This is a genomic window from Streptomyces cinerochromogenes (genome assembly GCF_014648635.1).
Classification (GTDB): domain Bacteria; phylum Actinomycetota; class Actinomycetes; order Streptomycetales; family Streptomycetaceae; genus Streptomyces; species Streptomyces cinerochromogenes.
In genome coordinates, this window is the sequence record NZ_BMRM01000001.1 from 391,095 (window position 1) to 408,220 (window position 17,126).

The following is a 17,126-nucleotide window of genomic DNA, read 5'->3' on the forward strand; positions in this document are numbered from 1 at the left end:
CAGGCTGCGTCACGACGGTCACTCTTCCCCCTAGTCACGGAATATTTCCCCCGTATCACCTCAATCGCAATGTGTTAGACGGGTGCCCGGCGCAAGCGGTTGCCCTACGGAAGGCAAAGAGTGGTGCACCTCACAGCAAAGCGTTGAACGGGGGCGGATGGATCGAGGAGAGCGGGGCACGAGAGAGCCCCCGAGGAGTGCTCCTCGGGGGCCCGGTGGTCTCGCTGGGTCGGTCAGACGGCGTTCACGCCGTCCGTCTCCCCGGCCGACGCGGTGCGCTGGCCCGGGACCGCGTTGGTCAGCTCGGCCGCCTCGGCGACGTCGGCGTTCGCCGCCCCCAGCCGGGACTGCTGGCCGACGTTGCGGGCCTCGGCCTTCAGGGCCAGGTCGGCGACCGCGGCGTTGAACTGGTCGATCGACTTCGGCTCGTCCGGGCCGAGCAGGTACTGCTTCAGCTCCTTGCGCGCGTCCGCGAGCGGGTCGGCGGACGGGTCGCGTACGGCGTCCAGCAGCCCGCCCAGCTCGGCGGCGCTGTTGGACAGGATGACCGCGGCGCGCACGGCCGTGTTCTGCCGCTTGAACTCCTCGGCACCCAGCTCGCCGGAGTCGGTGACGGCGTACGGCTTGCCGCTGGCGATGAAGTCGGAGACGACGGAGGAGATGTCGGAGACCATCGCGTCGGAGACGTTGAAGCAGTCGTACAGCCGCGGCTCGGCGCCGGTGATGACGCGGTGCTCGTACGAGGGGAAGGAGCGCCAGTAGGCCTCGTTCCACTCGGCGCGCAGCCGGGCGATCTCCTCGTGCCGGTGCACGTCCACGATGCCGTCGCGGGTGGCCTCGGCCTCGTCGCCCCTGGCGCCGCCCTTGCCGGTCAGTTCGGCGATCCGCGCCTCGATCCGGGCCAGATCCGACGCCGCCTCCGCCTGTGCCGCCTTGTCGGCGACGAAGCGCGGATCGGTCGCGCGCTCGGCGGCGGCCTTCTCGACCAGGGCGGTGATGCGCTGGTGGGCGGCCTTGGCGTCCTTGCTGACGGTGCCGGTGAACGGGTGCGGCTTGTACAGGACGCGGACCGGCGGATCGGCCGCGACCAGCTTCTTCACGATGTTCTCGCCGGCGAGCACGATCGAGGTGTTGCCCGGGTTGCCGTCCCAGCCCTCCCAGGTGGGCGCGTACAGCACGGTCGGGCAGCGCTCGTCAGCGGCTCCGCCGCGGGGGCCCTCCGGCACGCCCTGCCAGCTCTGGATGGGGGCGAGCTGGGGGCGGCCGACCTCCACGATGTCGTCGTCGCGGACGCCGACGTCGGCGATGGCGTAGCGGTCGCGGCCGGCCCGGCCGGCCGTCCACACCTCGTCGTAGACCTTGCTGTACGGGTTGACGCTGGCGAGCTTGTCGCTGTCGCCGTGGCCGATGAAGACGTGCTTCATGGTGGGGACGCGCAGCAGGTGGATGTTCTTGCCGACGTTGGCCGCGTAGAGGGCGACCCGCACGGTGGACAGGTCCAGGTTCATCAGGTGCACCCCTCCGGGCACGCAGATGACGGGGACCGTGGTGGGCGCGAGGTTGTTCAGGATGACCCGCTCGCGGAGGATGATCAGCGGCCGGGTGTCCAGCTGCTCCATCGTCTCCAGCCACATGTTGACCTGGTACGCGGAGTCCTTGGAGCCGGAGAAGTACAGGACCGTCTCGGGCTTGTAGGCGGCCAGCCAGTCGTCGACGGCGGCGAGGACGACGTCGGCCCTCGGCGGGGTCCGCCGGCCGCGCACGTACGGCAGCAGGCGCAGGACGTACCCGGTGCCGCCGCCGACGGTGAGACCGATGCCGAGGAAGCCGAAGCCGGCCGACCCCAGTTCGGCCGAGAGGAGGATGCCGGCGACCGCGAACAGGTCGAGGTGGAGCATCTTCTCCGCGGAGCGGTGCAGCAGCCCGCGCGGCGGGGCGTCCGGGATGCGGATGCGGGACTTCAGGTCGATGTTGCGGGTGGCGACCGGCATCCGGCGGCGGTTGCGGATGAGGGTGACCAGGGCACCGTGCGGGGCCTGGAGGCCGTAGAAGGCGATGAAGCAGGCGACCGCGCCGTAGAAGAGCAGGTCGTCCGAGAGGGACAGCCGGGCCAGCAGCAGAACCAGCAGCAGCTGCCGGATCAGGAAGCGGATCGACAGGCCCGCGCGGACCTTGCTGAGGCGGTTGATCAGGTAGCTGCCCTTGCGGTGCAGATAGTGATCCGCCAGGTACGTCACGGCGGCCAGGGCCGCGAAGGCGGGAACGCTCGGGACGAGCGCGGCCAGCATGAGCGCGGGGAAGCCCAGCATCACGAGGGCCGCCGCGGCAAGCTCGGCCGCGCTGCCCACCCGGGCGACGCGAATAGCGGTGGATATCACGGAGAAACCTGCTCTGGGAGGGGGGAGTGCCGGTTTTGTACAGAAATGCCGAGAGAGGCCGGTAATTGGGTGGGGTACGGATACAGGCCTCTGCGAATACCCGGTGAACGGGTACCCGCAGAGGCCTGAATTCCCAACGTCCTAATTACCTCTGATTATTACACGCCGTCCTGACGGTCCAGCACGGCGGCCAGCGCCTGTTCGAAGCCGGAGGCCTGCGCGGCGCCCGCGGTCGGGTCCTGCTGGCGGACGTCGATGACGTGCCCGGTCAGCTCCGACAGCAGCACGTCCAGGGAGGTACGGGCCACGGCCTCGGAGGACAGCAGGCTGCCCGCGGGCTCCTGGCCGAAGGCCTTGGTGCGCATCGGGGTGGCGGTGCGCTCGGGGTTGATGCAGTTGACGCGGATGCCGTCGCCGGCCCACTCGTCGGACAGCGCCTGGGTGAGGTTCACCATGGCGGCCTTGGTGGAGGAGTACAGGGAGTACTCGGCGCGGCCGCGGGTGTAGCTGCTGGAGGTGTAGAGCAGCAGCTGGCCGTTGGTCTCCGCCAGGTACTTGTAGGAGGAGCGCGCGATCTGCACCGGGGCCAGGTAGTTGACCTTCAGCGCCTCCTCGATGGTGGCGTTGTCGGTCTCGGCGAGCTTGCCGATGCGCAGCACGCCCGCGGTGTTGACGACGTAGTCGATCCGGCCGGTCTCGGCGTACGCCTTGGAGAGCGCGTCGTCGACCTCCTCCGGGTTCTCCACGTGGGTGCCGGTGGTGGAGCGGCCGAGCGCGTAGACGTTCGCGCCGTAGGACCCGGCGAGTTCGGCGATGTCCTTGCCGATGCCGTAGGAGCCGCCGAAGATGACGACGGTCTTGCCGGTGAGGAGTTCGCGGTAGGCGTCCTCGCCGTTCTGCTCGGGCGCGGCGGTGGAGGCGAGCTGGAACAGCTTGTCGGCGATGAAGACGTCGACCGGCTGGGTCACCTTCATGTTGTACTCGTCGCCCGCGACGACGTGGATCGGCACGTCCGGCAGGTACCTGAGGACCACCGAGCAGTCGTCCGTGGCCTGGAAGTTGGGGTCGTTGGAGGCGACCTCGTAGGCGCGGCGGATGGTGGACAGCTTGAAGGCCTGCGGGGTCTGGCCGCGGCGCAGCCGGGAGCGGTCCGGGATCTCGGTGATGAACTCGCCGTCCTCGCCGTGCGTGCGCGTGACGATGATGGTGTCCGCGGACGGGATGGCGACGTCGACGGCCTGGTAGCGGTCCAGCGCGGCCACGCAGTCGTCTATGACGCGCTGCGAGAGCAGGGGGCGTACGGCGTCGTGGAAGAGGACGTTGAGGTCCTCGCCCTCGGCCAGGCCCTCGCCGAGGGCGGCGATGGCGCGCTCGGTGGTCTCGTTCCGCGTCGAGCCGCCCTCGATGATCTTCTTCACCTTGGTGAAGCCCGCCTTGGCGACGATCTTCTCGATGTCGGGCACGTAGCCCGGGGCCATCAGCACGATGACGTCGTCGATCGAGTCGGCGTTCTCGAAGGTGGTCAGGGTGTGCTCGATGACTGCCTTGCCGGCGATCTTCAGCAACTGCTTGGGGATCGACAGACCCACCCGCTGACCGGTGCCACCGGCCAGGATCACTGCGGTGGTACGGGGCTTGGCTATGTGCTGGGACACAGGTGACCTACCTTGGGGCGACAGGGAACCGTGAAATGGTCCCACTTCCGGTAACCGCAGTGCAAGGTGAGTGACCTCCGCTGCATATGTGCGCGCTACCTGTCATTCACCTGGCACTCCTGGTGATTGGCAGCGGGCCCTGTGAACCCCCGTGAATTTGCTGTGAGTAAGTCCACAGGTCCCCGCGAACGGGGTTCAGCGGCGCCCCAGCCGCGGCCTCCGTCGCGATCCGGGGCTCGGCCCCGATCGCGCAGGCCTCCTCCACCGCCCAGCGGGGTGCCGGGATCTTCACGTCCCGGGACGTGGGCTGCACGCGTTCTTCATATGCGGCACGGCTCCGCCCCCTACAAGGCGGGAATACGGCGCGCCGGGGAGGCCATTGCCGTGGAATTCGACATTAAGGTTCCGCAGCATTTCGGTCTCGGCCAGGGTGAGTGACCGATTCGCGGTGTCCGGAACCGGCCGCGCGGGATTCCCGGGCAGTCCGGGCAGCGTCTCGAAGGCGCGCACCAGCCCGCCCCGGTCGCGGTCGTCCACCACGACCGCGGTGACCCGCTCCGCACCGACGGCCCCGGCCCAGCGATCGGCCGGCCGGTCGTGCCGGTGCCGCCGCCGGAAGCCGGGAACTCGGCGCCGTGCTCGGGCAGCCGCTCCCTCGCCGCGAGAGGGCGCCCTGGACGGCGGTGGTTCCGGTGGTGTGCGGGCCGATGTGCGGCGGCCGGGTGCCGACGGGCAGGGGCGTGGCCTTCGTCTCACCGGCCGGGCGTGGGGTCGTACGGTCCGTCTCCATGGTCGACGGACCGCAGGAGTTTCGCCTGGGGTCAGGCTGAGAGGAGCCTGGGACCCGGACGGGTCCCAGGCTCACCCGGACGTCACACCAGCCGGACGCCCGGCTCGTCCGACTCCACCCGCAGCCGGGCCAGGGTGCTCGCCGTCGCCTGCGGCTTCAGCACCGTGTCGACGGCACGGACCCGGGCGTCGATGCCGTCGCGGCGGATGTCGAACAGGTGGTAGCCGCGGTGGGCGTCGATGAACTTCCAGTGCGGGTTGTCCGCCATCAGCGGGTCCCACTGCCAGTGGAAGGCGTCCTGGTCCTGGTCGCCGCTGCTGGAGATGGACGTGCCGACGAACTCGGCGCCGACCACGTCGGAGTCGGGGTCGGCGTAGTCCGTCCTGAGGTCGCTGATCATCGTCAGGTGGCGGTCGCCGCTGAGCACGACCGGGTTGCGGATGTCGGCGAACTCCTCCAGGAGGGCGTTGCGTTCGACCTGGTAGCCGTCCCAGGCGTCGTAGTACCAGAGCTTGCCGTCGCCGGGCAGCAGATCGGTCTCGGCCATCATGATCTGCGAGGCGACGAGGTTCCAGCGGGCCGGGGAGTCGTACATCCCGTCGAGCAGCCACTGCTTCTGCTCGGCGCCGAGCATGGTCATCGAGGGCGACTCGGCGCCCTCCTGCGTGGTGGCCTGGTCGCTGCGGTACTGCCGGGTGTCGAGGACGTTGAGCCGGGCCAGCCGGCCGAACTCCAGCCGGCGGTACATCTGGATGTGCGGACCCGTGGGGACGGCGGTGGCGCGCACCGGCATGTGCTCGTAGTACGCCTGGAAGGCCGCGGTCAGCCGGGCCACGAACTTGTCGTGCGGCTGCTTGTCCGGGTCCTGCGGGATCTCGCCGGCCCAGTCGTTGTCCACCTCGTGGTCGTCGAAGGTGACCACCCAGGGGGCGTTCGCGTGCATCGCGGCGAGGTCGGGGTCGGTCTTGTACTGCGCGTACCGGTTGCGGTACTGCACGAGGGTGTACGGCTCGCCCTTGCCCTCGTGCCGCCGTACGGCCGTCGCCGAGGGCGCGGACTCGTAGATGTAGTCGCCCACGAAGAGCACGACGTCGGGGTCCCGGGCGAGCATGTCGGCGTATGGCGTGAAGTAGCCGTGCTGCCAGTTCTGGCAGGAGGCGAGGGCGACGCGCAGCGAGCCGCCCCGCTGGTGCGGGTGGGGCGCGGTGCGGGTACGGCCGACGGGCGAGAGCTGGGTGCCGGCCCGGAAGCGGTACCAGTACGGGCGGTCCGGGCGCAGACCGCGGACGTCCACGTGGACGCTGTGGCCGAGTTCGGGGCGGGCCTCGGCGAAGCCGCGGCGGGCGGTACGGCGGAAACGCTCGTCCTCGGCGATCTCCCACTCCACGGGGAAGACCGCGTCGGGCATGCCGCCGCCGTTCAGCGGGTCGGGGGCGAGTCTGGTCCACAGCACGATGCCGTCGGGCAGCGGATCCCCGGAGGCGACGCCGAGGGTGAACACCCCGTCGGGCAGCGGGGTTTCGGCGGCGCGGGCGGTGCCGGGCAGCCACAACTGGGCGGAGGCCGCGGCCCCGAGGACAGCGGCCCCGGCGGTCAGAAAGCGGCGGCGGTCGGGCGATGGTGCGGTCATGCGCTGACTCCCTTTGCCACAGTGGCCACTTGGACAGGTGGGTCGGACATGCGGAAGTTCCCATGGCCGGACGGTCCGCCTGTTGAACCGCGTACATCGCGGGCATGACAAATAGGGAGACAACAGGAGACGCGTTACGGCACGAGAACACCGTGGCGCCGCACGGGTTCTGACGGTAGGTCGGAATGCGTCCTACCGCAGGGATTCGGCGCCCTCGTGCTCCTGAAGGGTGGTCAGCCGCCGGGTGATGTGGCGGGCGGGTACCGAGTGCGCTATCGAGGGCGGGTGTCGCGGGCAGAAAAAAGCGGCACGCGGCGGACCGTGGTCCATCGCGTGCCGCACCGTCGGATGCGGTCGACGCCGTGCCCGGACGGGCCGAGCCGCCGCTCTACCCGGACGGGCCGCACCGGCGCCTCATCCGAACAGGCCGCACCGGCGCCTTGCCCGGATGGGCCGCACCGCCGCCTTGCCCGGATGGGCCGCACCGGCGCCTTGCCCGGACGGGCCGCACCGGCGCCTTGCCCGGACGGGCCGGTCCGGCGTCTTACTCGAACGGGTCGAACTCGTCGTACTCGCGCAGCGACTCGTCCCGCTCCGCCTGCTTGTCGCGTCGGCGCTGTGCCGCGGGCCGGGGCTCGTCGAAGCGGTGGTCCTCGCCACGGCGGCCGAGCATCTCCGCACCGGACATGACCGTCGGCTCCCAGTCGAAGACGACCGCGTTCTCCTCGGGGCCGATGGCGACGCCGTCACCCGCGCGGGCGCCCGCCTTCATCAGCTGCTCCTCGACACCGAGGCGGTTGAGCCGGTCGGCGAGGTAGCCCACGGCCTCGTCGTTGTTGAAGTCGGTCTGGCGGACCCAGCGCTCGGGCTTCTCGCCGCGCACCCGGAACAGCGGCTCGCCGCCGACCTCCTCGCGTACGACGGTGAAGCCGGAGTCGTCCACGGCCTTGGGCCGGATGACGATCCGGGTCGCCTCCTCCTTCGGCTTGGCGGCGCGCGCCTGGCCGACCAGGTCACCGAGGGCGAAGGACAGCTCGCGCAGCCCGATGTGCGCCACGGCCGACACCTCGAAGACCCGGTAGCCGCGGGCCTCCAGGTCGGGGCGGACCATCTCGGCGAGGTCCTTGCCGTCCGGCACGTCCACCTTGTTCAGGACGACGATCCGGGGCCGGTTGTCCAGACCGCCGTACTGCCGCAGCTCCTCCTCGATGATGTCGAGGTCGGAGACCGGGTCGCGGTCGGACTCCAGCGTGGCGGTGTCCAGCACGTGCACGAGCACGCTGCACCGCTCCACGTGCCGCAGGAACTCGAGACCCAGACCACGGCCCTGGCTGGCACCGGGGATGAGGCCGGGCACGTCGGCGATGGTGTAGACGGTGGAGCCGGCGGTCACCACGCCCAGGTTCGGGACCAGCGTCGTGAACGGGTAGTCGGCGATCTTCGGCTTGGCCGCGCTGAGCACGGAGATCAGCGAGGACTTGCCGGCGCTCGGGTAGCCGACGAGGGCCACGTCCGCGACGGTCTTCAGCTCCAGGACGACGTCCTGGACGTCGCCGGGCTCGCCGAGCAGCGCGAAACCGGGGGCCTTGCGGCGGGCGGAGGCCAGCGCCGCGTTGCCGAGGCCGCCCCGGCCGCCCTGCGCGGCGACGTACGAGGTGCCGTGGCCGACCAGGTCGGCGAGCACGTTGCCCGCCTTGTCCAGGACGACCGTGCCGTCCGGCACCGGCAGGACCAGGTCCTGGCCGTCCTTGCCGGAGCGGTTGCCGCCCTCGCCGGGCTTGCCGTTGGTGGCCTTGCGGTGCGGGGAGTGGTGGTATTCGAGCAGCGTCGTGACCGACTGGTCGACGGTCAGGATGACGTCACCGCCACGGCCGCCGTTGCCGCCGTCGGGGCCGCCGAGCGGCTTGAACTTCTCACGGTGGACGGAGGCACAGCCGTGGCCTCCGTTACCCGCGGCGACGTGCAGTTCGACGCGGTCCACGAAGGTGGTCATGGTGGGGTGCCTCCAGAAAGATGACGGGTTTTACCTGTGTTAACACGCGAAAGGCGGACCCGCCTTCCCGACCGGGAAGTGAGGTCCGCCTCGCGAAAGCGTTCGGTGCTGAATCAGGCGATCAGACGATCAGACGATTCAGGCGACCGGAACGATGTTCACGACCTTGCGGCCACGGTGGGTACCGAACTCCACCGCACCGGCCTGCAGGGCGAACAGCGTGTCGTCGCCGCCACGACCGACACCGGCGCCGGGGTGGAAGTGGGTGCCGCGCTGGCGGACCAGGATCTCACCAGCGTTCACGACCTGACCGCCGAAGCGCTTCACGCCGAGCCGCTGGGCATTGGAGTCGCGACCGTTCCGGGTGGACGATGCGCCCTTCTTGTGTGCCATTTCTCCTCAGTCCCTTACTTCGCAGCCGCGGGGATCGACGTGACCTTGATCGCCGTGTACTGCTGGCGGTGGCCCTGCCGACGGCGGTAGCCGGTCTTGTTCTTGTAGCGCAGAATGTCGATCTTCTGGCCCTTGTGGTGGTCCACGACCTCGGCCTGGACCTTGATGCCGGCCAGCACCCACGGGTCGCTGGTCACGGAGTCGCCGTCGACAACGAGCAGGGTCGAGAGCTCGACCGTGTCGCCAACCTTGGCGGTGGAAATCTTGTCAACCTCAACGATGTCGCCGACAGCAACCTTGTGCTGGCGACCACCGCTGCGCACGATGGCGTACACGCGGATCTCACTTTCGCTCGAAGAAACGGCACCCCCGCAGGCCAGTCGCCCGGGAACACCACGGGCGACCTCTCCCGGCCCGCCTTGCGTCCGGGAGGAAGAGGTTTACGGGGATGTGGCGTGTCAGTGGACACGCCGACGGTCAAGGTTACGGGGCCACGGCCGAGAGGGTCAAACCGGGCCCCCATGGGTGTGCGGCCGGTCACTCGGCCCAGCCCCACAGGCGTGCGGCCGGTCACTCGACGCGGCCCCACCGGTGTGCGGCCGGTCGCGTGGACCGGCCGCACACCGCGGGCGTCAGCCCTCGTCGCCGGCGGTGGAGACCGTGGTGGTCTTCTTCGCCGTCGACTTCGCGGCGGCCGTCTTGGCGGTCTTGGCCGCCTTCTTGGCCGTCGTCTTCTTGGCGGCCGTCTTCTTGGCCGTCGTCTTCTTGGCGGCGGTCTTCTTCGCCGCCGTCTTCTTGGCGGCGGTCTTGCGGGCCGCCTTCTTGGCGGGAGCCGTCGCCTCGGCCACCTCCTCGGCCGTCACCTCGCCCGCCGGGGCCTCGGCGACCGGTGCCTCCGCCACGGGAGCCTCGGCGGCGGGAGTCTCCTCCGTCGCCGGGGCCGACGGGACGACCACGACGGCCGCCTCCTCGGACGCGGTCGGCGCGGTGGCCTTGCGCACCGCACGACGGCGCGGGCGGGCCGGAGCGGCGGCGGCCTCGGCCTCCGCCGGCTTCCCGGCCGGGGCCTCGGCGACCGGCGCGGCCTGCTCCGCCGGCGCCTCGGCCGCGGGAGCCTCAGCGGCGGGAGCCTCGGCCGCGGGAGCCTCGGCGGCCGGCGCGGTCTCCGGCACCGTCACCACGGCCGCCTCGGCGCCCGCGGGAGCACCGGCCGGGGCCGACGCCCTCCGGGTCGCCCGACGGCGCGTACGGCCCTTGGGGGCGGCCTCCTCGGCAGCAGCCTCGGCCTGCGGCGCCGGGACCACCTGGTCCTCGGCGGCGACGGGCTCGGCCAGCGCCTCGGCGGCCGGCTCCGGCTGCACCGGACGCGCGGCGGCCTGCTCGGCGGTGACGTCCTGGGCGGTCGGGACCTCGGCCGGAACCTCGGCCTCGGCGGCCTGCTCGGCCTCCGCGGCCCGCTGGGCCCTGGAAGCCCGCTCGGCCCGGGGAGCCCGCTCGGCCTTCTCCGCCTTCGGCGCGCCCGCCGGAGCCGACGCCCGGCGGCTCGCCCGGCGCCGCGTACGGCCACGGGTGGCCGCCGCCTCCGCCTCGGCGACGCTGCTGTACAGCTCCTCGTCCGGCGCGAACTCCGGCGCGGGCAGGGCCACCGGCGTGCCGGCCTCGGCGGCCACCTCCGCGGCGGTCTCCACCTCGGGCTCGACGGCCTCACCGGTCTCCACGGCCACCGCGGCGGTCTCGTGCACGTGCTCGTGCGCGGGCTCCGGCGCCTCGGCACCCCGGCCGCGCTTCTTGCGCTTGCCGCCGCCACCGTTGGCGGTGGCCTGGTCGAGGTGGACGATGACACCGCGGCCGTTGCAGTGGACGCAGGTCTCGGAGAAGGACTCCAGCAGGCCCTGGCCGACCCGCTTGCGGGTCATCTGCACCAGGCCCAGCGAGGTCACCTCGGCCACCTGGTGCTTCGTACGGTCGCGGCCCAGGCACTCCAGCAGGCGGCGCAGCACCAGGTCGCGGTTGGACTCCAGGACCATGTCGATGAAGTCGATCACGATGATGCCGCCGAGGTCGCGCAGCCGCAGCTGGCGCACGATCTCCTCGGCCGCCTCCAGGTTGTTCCTGGTGACCGTCTCCTCCAGGTTGCCGCCCTGGCCGGTGAACTTGCCGGTGTTGACGTCGATGACGACCATCGCCTCGGTCCGGTCGATCACCAGCGAACCGCCGCTGGGCAGCCAGACCTTGCGGTCCAGCGCCTTGGCGAGCTGCTCGTCGATCCGGTAGGTGGCGAAGACGTCGACCTCGCTGGTCCACCTCGACAGCCGGCCGGCCAGGTCGGGGGCGACGTGCGCGACGTACCCGTGGATCGTCTGCCAGGCCTCGTCACCACTGACGATGACCTTGGAGAAGTCCTCGTTGAAGATGTCGCGCACGACCCGGACGGTCATGTCCGGCTCGCCGTACAGCAGCGTCGGGGCGTTGCCGCCGTTCTTGGCCTTCTTCTGGATCTCCTCCCACTGCGCCTGCAGCCGCTCGACGTCCCGGCGCAGCTCGTCCTCGCTCGCGCCCTCGGCGGCGGTGCGCACGATGACGCCCGCGTCCTCGGGGACGATCTTCTTGAGGATGGTCTTCAGCCGGGCCCGCTCGGTGTCGGGCAGCTTGCGGCTGATGCCGGTCATCGAACCCTCGGGGACGTACACGAGGTAGCGGCCCGGCAGGGAGACCTGGCTGGTCAGACGCGCGCCCTTGTGCCCGATCGGGTCCTTCGTGACCTGCACGAGGACGGACTGGCCGGACTTCAGGGCGGACTCGATGCGGCGCGGCCCGTTGGCCATGCCGAGCGCCTCGAAGTTCACCTCGCCGGCGTACAGCACCGCGTTGCGGCCCTTGCCGATGTCGATGAAGGCGGCCTCCATCGAGGGCAGCACGTTCTGGACCTTGCCCAGGTAGACGTTGCCGACGTACGAGGTCGACTGCTCCTTGTTGACGTAGTGCTCGACGAGCACGCCGTCCTCCAGGACGCCGATCTGCGTACGGTCGCCGTGCTGACGGACGACCATCACGCGCTCGACGGCCTCGCGGCGGGCCAGGAACTCGGCCTCGGTGATGATCGGGACGCGCCTGCGCCCCTGCTCACGGCCTTCCCGGCGGCGCTGCTTCTTGGCCTCCAGACGGGTCGAGCCCTTGATGGACTGGACCTCGTCGGACGGCTCGCTGGGCTTGCGCGGCTCGCGGACCTTGACGACCGTGCGCTCCGGGTCGTCGGAGGACGGCTCGGCGTCGACGGCGCTGTCACCGGCCCGGCGACGACGGCGACGACGGCGGCGGCTGCCGGCCGTGGAGGCGCCGCCCTCCTCGCCGTGGGCATCCTCGGCGTCCTCTTCCTCCTGCTCGGCGGTGTCCTCGGCGTCCTGCACGGCCTGCTCGGCGGCCAGTTCGTCCGCGTCGGCGTCCAGGCCCTCGCCGGACTCGCCCTCGGCCGCGTCACCGCGCCGGCGACGGCGTCCGCCACGGCGGCGACGGCGGCGCGAGCCGGACTCCTCGTAACCCTCGGCGCCCTCGGTCTCGTCGCCCTCGTCGCCCTCGGCGAGGTCCTCGGCGGACTCGGGGGCCTCCTCGGCCTCCTCGGCCTCCTCCTCGTCCTCGGTGACGGCCTCGACCGGCCGGGTCTCCTCGGCGGCTGCGCCACGGCGGCGACGACGCCGGCGGGCACCGGTCTCGGCGCGCTCCTCGGCGTACTCCTCCGGCTCCTCCGCCTCGGCGACCTCGGCGGCGGCCTCGGCGGCGGCCCGCTCCGGGGTCTGGAACTTGGGCTCGGTGAAGACCGGCGGCTGGAAGACGGCCACGGCGGGACGGCCGGGGCGGCGCGGGGTCTCGCCCTCGGCGGATTCGGCGGCCTGCGGCGCGGCGAACCCGGACGCGGCACGGACGACCCGGCGACGGGCCCGACGCGGCGCACCGGCCTCGGCGGCGGCCGGGGCCTGCGCGGGGGCCTGCGTGGCGGGGGCGGGCTCGGTGGTGTGCGTGGTCGCGGGGACCTCCGGGGTGTGGGCGGTCACCGCGGCCTCCTCGGTCTTGCCGGTCTCGCCGGTCTCACCGGCTACGGCTTCCTCGGCGGCGGGGGTGGTGGCGGGCGCGGTGGCCCGGCGGGTGGCACGGCGGCGCGTACGACGGGGAGCGGCCTCCTCGGTCTCCGCGGCCTCCGCGGCAGCCGGAGCGGCCTCGGGCTCGGCGACGGCAGCGGCCGCCGGGGCCTGAGTGGCCGCCGGGGCCTCCTCGGCCTTCACCTCGGCGGCTTCCTCGCTCGCGGGCGCGGTGGCCCGGCGGGTGGCACGACGGCGCGTACGACGGGGAGCGGCCTCCTCCGCGGCAGCCTCCACGGCCTCCGCGACCTCGGCGGCAGCCGGAGCGGCCTCGGGCTCGGCGACGGCAGCGGCCGCCGGAGCCTGAGTGACCTGAGTGGCGGCCGGAGCCTCCTCGGCGCCCTTCGGCGCACCGGCGGGCGCGGACGCCCGGCGCGTGGCACGACGGCGCGGGCGCGCGGGGGCGGCCTCCTCGACGGCAGGCGCTCCGGCGGCGGGCTCCTCGGCGGCGGGTGCCTCGGCGGCAGCGGGCTCGGCGGCAGCGGCGGCCGGTACGACCGTCTCGGCGGCCTCGGCGGACGTCGGTGAACCGGTGGGCGCCGACGCGCGGCGGGCCACCCGGCGACGCGGACGCGCGGCGGGAGCGGGCTCCTCGACAGCGGGCGCCTCGGTGGCGGGAATCTCCGCGGCGGGCGCTTCCGTCGCGGGCGTCTCAACGGCCGCGCCGGTCTCGGCAGGGGCGGCGGTCGGCGCGGAAACACTGCGCGTGGCCCGGCGGCGGGTGCGGCGCGGTGCGGCCTCCTCACCGACGACGACGGCGCCGGCCTCGGGAACGGCGGCCTTCTCCGGCTCGGCGGACGCGGCGGCCGGTACGACCGTCTCGGCGGCCTCGGCGGCCTCGGCGGACGTCGGCGAGCCGGCGGGCGCCGACGCACGGCGGGCCACCCGGCGACGCGGACGCGCCGCGGGAGCGGGCTCCTCGACGGCGGGCGCCCCGGTGGCGGCGACCTCTTCGGTGCCCTCGGCCTCGGCGCTCTCGGCGGCCTCAAGGGCCTCGGCGGACGCGATGTCCTCGGTCACCTCGGCGACCTCGTCGGCCTCAGCGGCCGGTATGGCCGGCACGGTGACCTCCACGGGCGCCTCCGCGGCCGCGGTGGGCGGGCCCGCCGGGCGGGAGGCGGCACGGCGACGCCTGCGCGGGGGCAGGGTGTCGCTCGGAGTGTTCGGTTCGGAACCCTGAGTGGGTTCGGTCGGTTCGAGCATGCGGGCGTTTCTCCCGTCAGGCTCCCGGGCGCCGCGCCTGGTCCGGCGGCGGTCTCAGGGGACCGTCCGCCGTTGACGTCCGCGGCCCGCGCGATGCGCGATGACCGCCGTCCGGGGCGCGGGCGCCGCACGGGAGCACTCTGTGTCCTGTCTCGCCGGTTCCGTACGCCTTGTCGGTACGGCCTGGCGAAAGTCTTCTGGTCGGTGCGCTGCCCGACCCAGGTGGCTCCCGAGTACGAGGGCGGCGCTTACGACGTCCGTCCCTACGCGGGACCTTCCGGCGTCGGCGCCGTCGCGGCGGCGGCCAGCTGGGCCGTCAGGGCCCCGGCAACCTCGCGGTCGGGCGCGAGCGGGTCGGTCACCGTGCCGGTCTCTTCATCGAACAGCCCCTGCGCCAGCCTGGTCACCGCTGCGGGGACCGGCGGCGCCAGGTCGGCCACGGCGCGGAGACCGGACAGGACGTCGTCGGGTCGTACGGCAGGCGTCACGTGCCGAACAACCAGCCGCAGTATCGCACAGGGCTGGTCGCTCGGCCTATCAGCCTGCGAACTGTGTGTTTCTGTTGTCTCCAGGCTCACCACGGCCGGACGGGCGTCGAAGGTGCGGACACCGTTCTTGGTCATCCGCTGCACCTCGACGGTGTCGGCCTTGGTGAAGGCCTCGACCGCGCGCTCGGCGTCAGCCGGGTCGACGCCGTCCAGCCGCAGCTCCCAGACGGAGGCCGTCAGCCGGTCGGCGAGACCCGAGGTCCGCGCCTCGACCGCCTCGATGACGTCGAGCCCGGCGGGCAGCGACTCGTCGAGGAGGACACGCAGGGTCTCGGGGTCGCGCGCTTCGGTGAGCGCGATCTCCAGGTACTCCGCCTCACTGCCCGTGCCGGTGGGTGCGGCATTGGCATACGACACCTTCGGGTGCGGCGTGAACCCCGCCGAGTACGCCATGGGCACCTCGGCACGGCGCAGCGCCCGCTCGAAGGCGCGCTGGAAGTCTCGGTGGCTGGTGAACCTCAGGCGGCCGCGCTTGGTGTAACGCAGTCGAATGCGCTGCACCGCGGGTGCGGGCGGCGGGCCCTCGGGCTGTCGCTTGCCCAGTGTCGTTCAGTCCTTCGTGAGAGCGGTCGTACTCCTACCAAGAGTACGTGTGTCGCGGCCCGCGAGTTCCCGCCGGTCCCCCGCGGCCGGCTGCCGGGGCTCTCCGAAGAGCATGCGGCGCACGTCCGCGCGGGCCTGCCGCACGGTGTCGCGGGCCGCGGCCAGCGCCTCGCGCGCGGCCCGGCCCACCGCGCGTGCGCCCGCGGCGACGGGCCGCAGGACGGCGTTCCGTACGACGTGTCCGACCGGGGTGAGGACGGTCCGGTACACCCAGCGCACGGGCTCCACGAAGATCCACCGGAAGAGGGTCCCCAGGGCCCGGCCGACCGCCCGGGAGATCCGCCCGGCGATCCTCCAGGCGTGTCCGAGGGCCTCCCCCGCCTCGCGCGCGAGGACCGCGAGGAGATGGCCGACGGGCGCGAGCACCCAGCGCCACAGCGCCAGCGCGGGCAGCACGAACAGGACGCGGGCGGTCCAGTACAGGGCCAGTCCGACACCGGTGACGAGCATCCCGAGCAGCCACCCGGCTCCCCGTGCGCACCAGGCGACGGCCCGGCCGACCGGCGCGAGGACCCAGGTGTACAGCCACCGCGCGGGTACGAAGAGGAGGTACCGCGCCAGGCGGGCGACGGCCGTGTACACCCCGGTCCCGATGGCGGCCAGCACCGCGCCGACGCCCTTCAGCAGCCAGGTCAGCGCGTGCCCGGCCGGGGTGAGCACGCGCGCGTACACCCACGCGAAGCCGTGTCCGACGGGCGTGAGGACGTACCGGTGGAACCACACGGCCGGTACGACGACGAGCACGTTGCCGAGCCAGGCGAGCACCGTGCCGGCGGGGACCAGGACGTAGCGCCACAGGCCCACGAACGGCCAGACGAACACGGCCCTGCCGGCCCAGAGCAACGCCCGCCCCAGCGGCCGGAGGACGATGTCCCGCAGCAGCCGCGCGGTGACGACGAGCGCGTCCCACACCATCCGCACCGGCACGACGAGCACGAGGACGACGATCCGCACCGGGAGGCGGACGGCGACGACGAGGCACCCTTCGGGCTGTTGCGGTGGAGGTGGCGGTTTCTGCAGGTCCATACAGGTACAGACGCCGGGACCGGCCGTTCGGATCCCGCTGGGCGGCACGCGCCTTGTACGCCTCCGGGTACCGCTCGGTGAACTTCACGGCCCCGACCAGCAGGGCGACGGGCACCACCCAGTCGAATTGATGTGCCGGAAGACGGGCGAGTCCCACACCTCGCGGGGTGTCTGCTCGCGGGCGTACTGCGCGGTGAACGGGTCGGTGAGCAGCGAGCCGAGGGCCACGACGGCCACCAGTCCGCCTGAGACGACCTGGGCGTACGTTTCCAGCCAGGCCAGCTCCCCGCGGCCCAGGGCCAGCGCGAGGACGGAGAGCACGGCGAAGAACACGATGCCGGTGATGTCGAGGACGCGGAGCCTGCCGTGCAGCATGTCCTGCCCCGACAGCACGAGGGAGGCGACGAGGGCGGCGAGCGTGGGTGCGGACGCGTGGCGGTGGGTGAGAAGTGCCCCACGGACGGCGGCGATTGCTCTTGGGGCCGCCGGAAAAGGGCGGTGGCTCCGTGCGGGCCCACGGACCCGGCAGCGTGGTTTCCTCCCCCGCCGCACGGGCACACGCCAGGGTGGACTCGCGGAGGTAGGACATGAGCGCCGGAGAACGGGCCAAGGCAAAGGCCGAACAGGTAGTCGGGAAAACCGTGCGGAAGGCGGCCCACGCGGTACACAAGGAGACCCTCGCGGCGAAGGGCGCCGCTCTCGAAGCACGCGGCAGGGCACGGGGCGCGAAGGAAGAGGCCAAGAGCCCCTTCAAGCGCTGACACCCACGAGCCG

12 protein-coding genes are annotated in these 17,126 nt (G+C 72.5%); 1 reads left to right on the forward strand and 11 read right to left on the reverse strand.

The features are described 5' to 3' along the window. Positions 1–233: 233 nt before the first annotated feature. The 11 genes from IEZ20_RS01720 to IEZ20_RS01770 form a co-directional block, all read right to left on the reverse strand. On the reverse strand, positions 234–2,348 hold the full coding sequence (locus IEZ20_RS01720) for a hypothetical protein (RefSeq protein WP_189294630.1): 2,115 nt from the start codon (positions 2,346–2,348) through the stop codon (positions 234–236). Positions 2,349–2,536: 188 nt separating this feature from the next. After that, complete coding sequence (locus IEZ20_RS01725) at positions 2,537–4,033, reverse strand: bifunctional cytidylyltransferase/SDR family oxidoreductase (protein WP_189294253.1); 1,497 nt, start codon at positions 4,031–4,033, stop codon at positions 2,537–2,539. Positions 4,034–4,321: 288 nt separating this feature from the next. Beyond that, complete coding sequence (locus tag IEZ20_RS01730; RefSeq protein ID WP_189294254.1) at positions 4,322–4,570, reverse strand: hypothetical protein; 249 nt, start codon at positions 4,568–4,570, stop codon at positions 4,322–4,324. A 335-nt stretch (positions 4,571–4,905) separates the two neighbouring features. Continuing rightward, positions 4,906–6,453, reverse strand: coding sequence for an alkaline phosphatase D family protein (locus IEZ20_RS01735; protein ID WP_189294255.1), 1,548 nt, complete (start codon positions 6,451–6,453; stop codon positions 4,906–4,908). Between the two features lie 544 nt (positions 6,454–6,997). Further along, complete coding sequence (gene obgE / locus IEZ20_RS01740) at positions 6,998–8,446, reverse strand: GTPase ObgE (RefSeq protein ID WP_189294256.1); 1,449 nt, start codon at positions 8,444–8,446, stop codon at positions 6,998–7,000. Positions 8,447–8,584: 138 nt separating this feature from the next. Beyond that, positions 8,585–8,839, reverse strand: coding sequence for a 50S ribosomal protein L27 (rpmA, locus tag IEZ20_RS01745; RefSeq protein ID WP_023550764.1), 255 nt, complete (start codon positions 8,837–8,839; stop codon positions 8,585–8,587). 14 nt (positions 8,840–8,853) lie between these two features. Beyond that, complete coding sequence (gene rplU, locus IEZ20_RS01750; protein ID WP_030653874.1) at positions 8,854–9,174, reverse strand: 50S ribosomal protein L21; 321 nt, start codon at positions 9,172–9,174, stop codon at positions 8,854–8,856. Positions 9,175–9,471: 297 nt separating this feature from the next. Continuing rightward, positions 9,472–14,175 (reverse strand): Rne/Rng family ribonuclease, encoded by a 4,704-nt coding sequence (locus tag IEZ20_RS01755; RefSeq protein WP_189294257.1) that lies wholly within the window; start codon positions 14,173–14,175, stop codon positions 9,472–9,474. 263 nt (positions 14,176–14,438) lie between these two features. Then, positions 14,439–15,224 carry a TIGR03936 family radical SAM-associated protein gene (locus tag IEZ20_RS01760; RefSeq protein ID WP_189294258.1) on the reverse strand — a complete coding sequence of 262 codons (786 nt, stop codon included), beginning with the start codon at positions 15,222–15,224 and terminating at the stop codon, positions 14,439–14,441. Between the two features lie 48 nt (positions 15,225–15,272). After that, complete coding sequence (locus IEZ20_RS01765; protein WP_189294259.1) at positions 15,273–16,352, reverse strand: hypothetical protein; 1,080 nt, start codon at positions 16,350–16,352, stop codon at positions 15,273–15,275. Positions 16,353–16,436: 84 nt separating this feature from the next. Further along, positions 16,437–16,727, reverse strand: a complete 291-nt coding sequence (locus tag IEZ20_RS01770) for an SPASM domain-containing protein (RefSeq protein ID WP_229895833.1) — start codon at positions 16,725–16,727, stop codon at positions 16,437–16,439. A gap of 212 nt (positions 16,728–16,939) precedes the next feature. On the opposite strand from IEZ20_RS01770, the gene IEZ20_RS01775 reads away from it, so the two are divergent. Next, a complete protein-coding gene (locus IEZ20_RS01775) occupies positions 16,940–17,113 on the forward strand; it encodes a hypothetical protein (protein ID WP_189294261.1) in 174 nt (57 codons plus the stop codon). The last annotated feature ends 13 nt before the right edge of the window (positions 17,114–17,126 follow it).

Bases quoted from the DNA above. Each gene is read 5' to 3' on its own strand.
- IEZ20_RS01735 (WP_189294255.1), bottom strand. From the start codon at position 6,453: ATGACCGCACCATCGCCCGACCGCCGCCGCTTTCTGACCGCCGGGGCC.
- obgE (WP_189294256.1), bottom strand. From the start codon at position 8,446: ATGACCACCTTCGTGGACCGCGTCGAACTGCACGTCGCCGCGGGTAAC.
- rpmA (WP_023550764.1), bottom strand. From the start codon at position 8,839: ATGGCACACAAGAAGGGCGCATCGTCCACCCGGAACGGTCGCGACTCC.
- IEZ20_RS01755 (WP_189294257.1), bottom strand. From the start codon at position 14,175: ATGCTCGAACCGACCGAACCCACTCAGGGTTCCGAACCGAACACTCCG.
- IEZ20_RS01765 (WP_189294259.1), bottom strand. From the start codon at position 16,352: ATGGACCTGCAGAAACCGCCACCTCCACCGCAACAGCCCGAAGGGTGC.
- IEZ20_RS01770 (WP_229895833.1), bottom strand. From the start codon at position 16,727: ATGCTGCACGGCAGGCTCCGCGTCCTCGACATCACCGGCATCGTGTTC.
- IEZ20_RS01775 (WP_189294261.1), top strand. From the start codon at position 16,940: ATGAGCGCCGGAGAACGGGCCAAGGCAAAGGCCGAACAGGTAGTCGGG.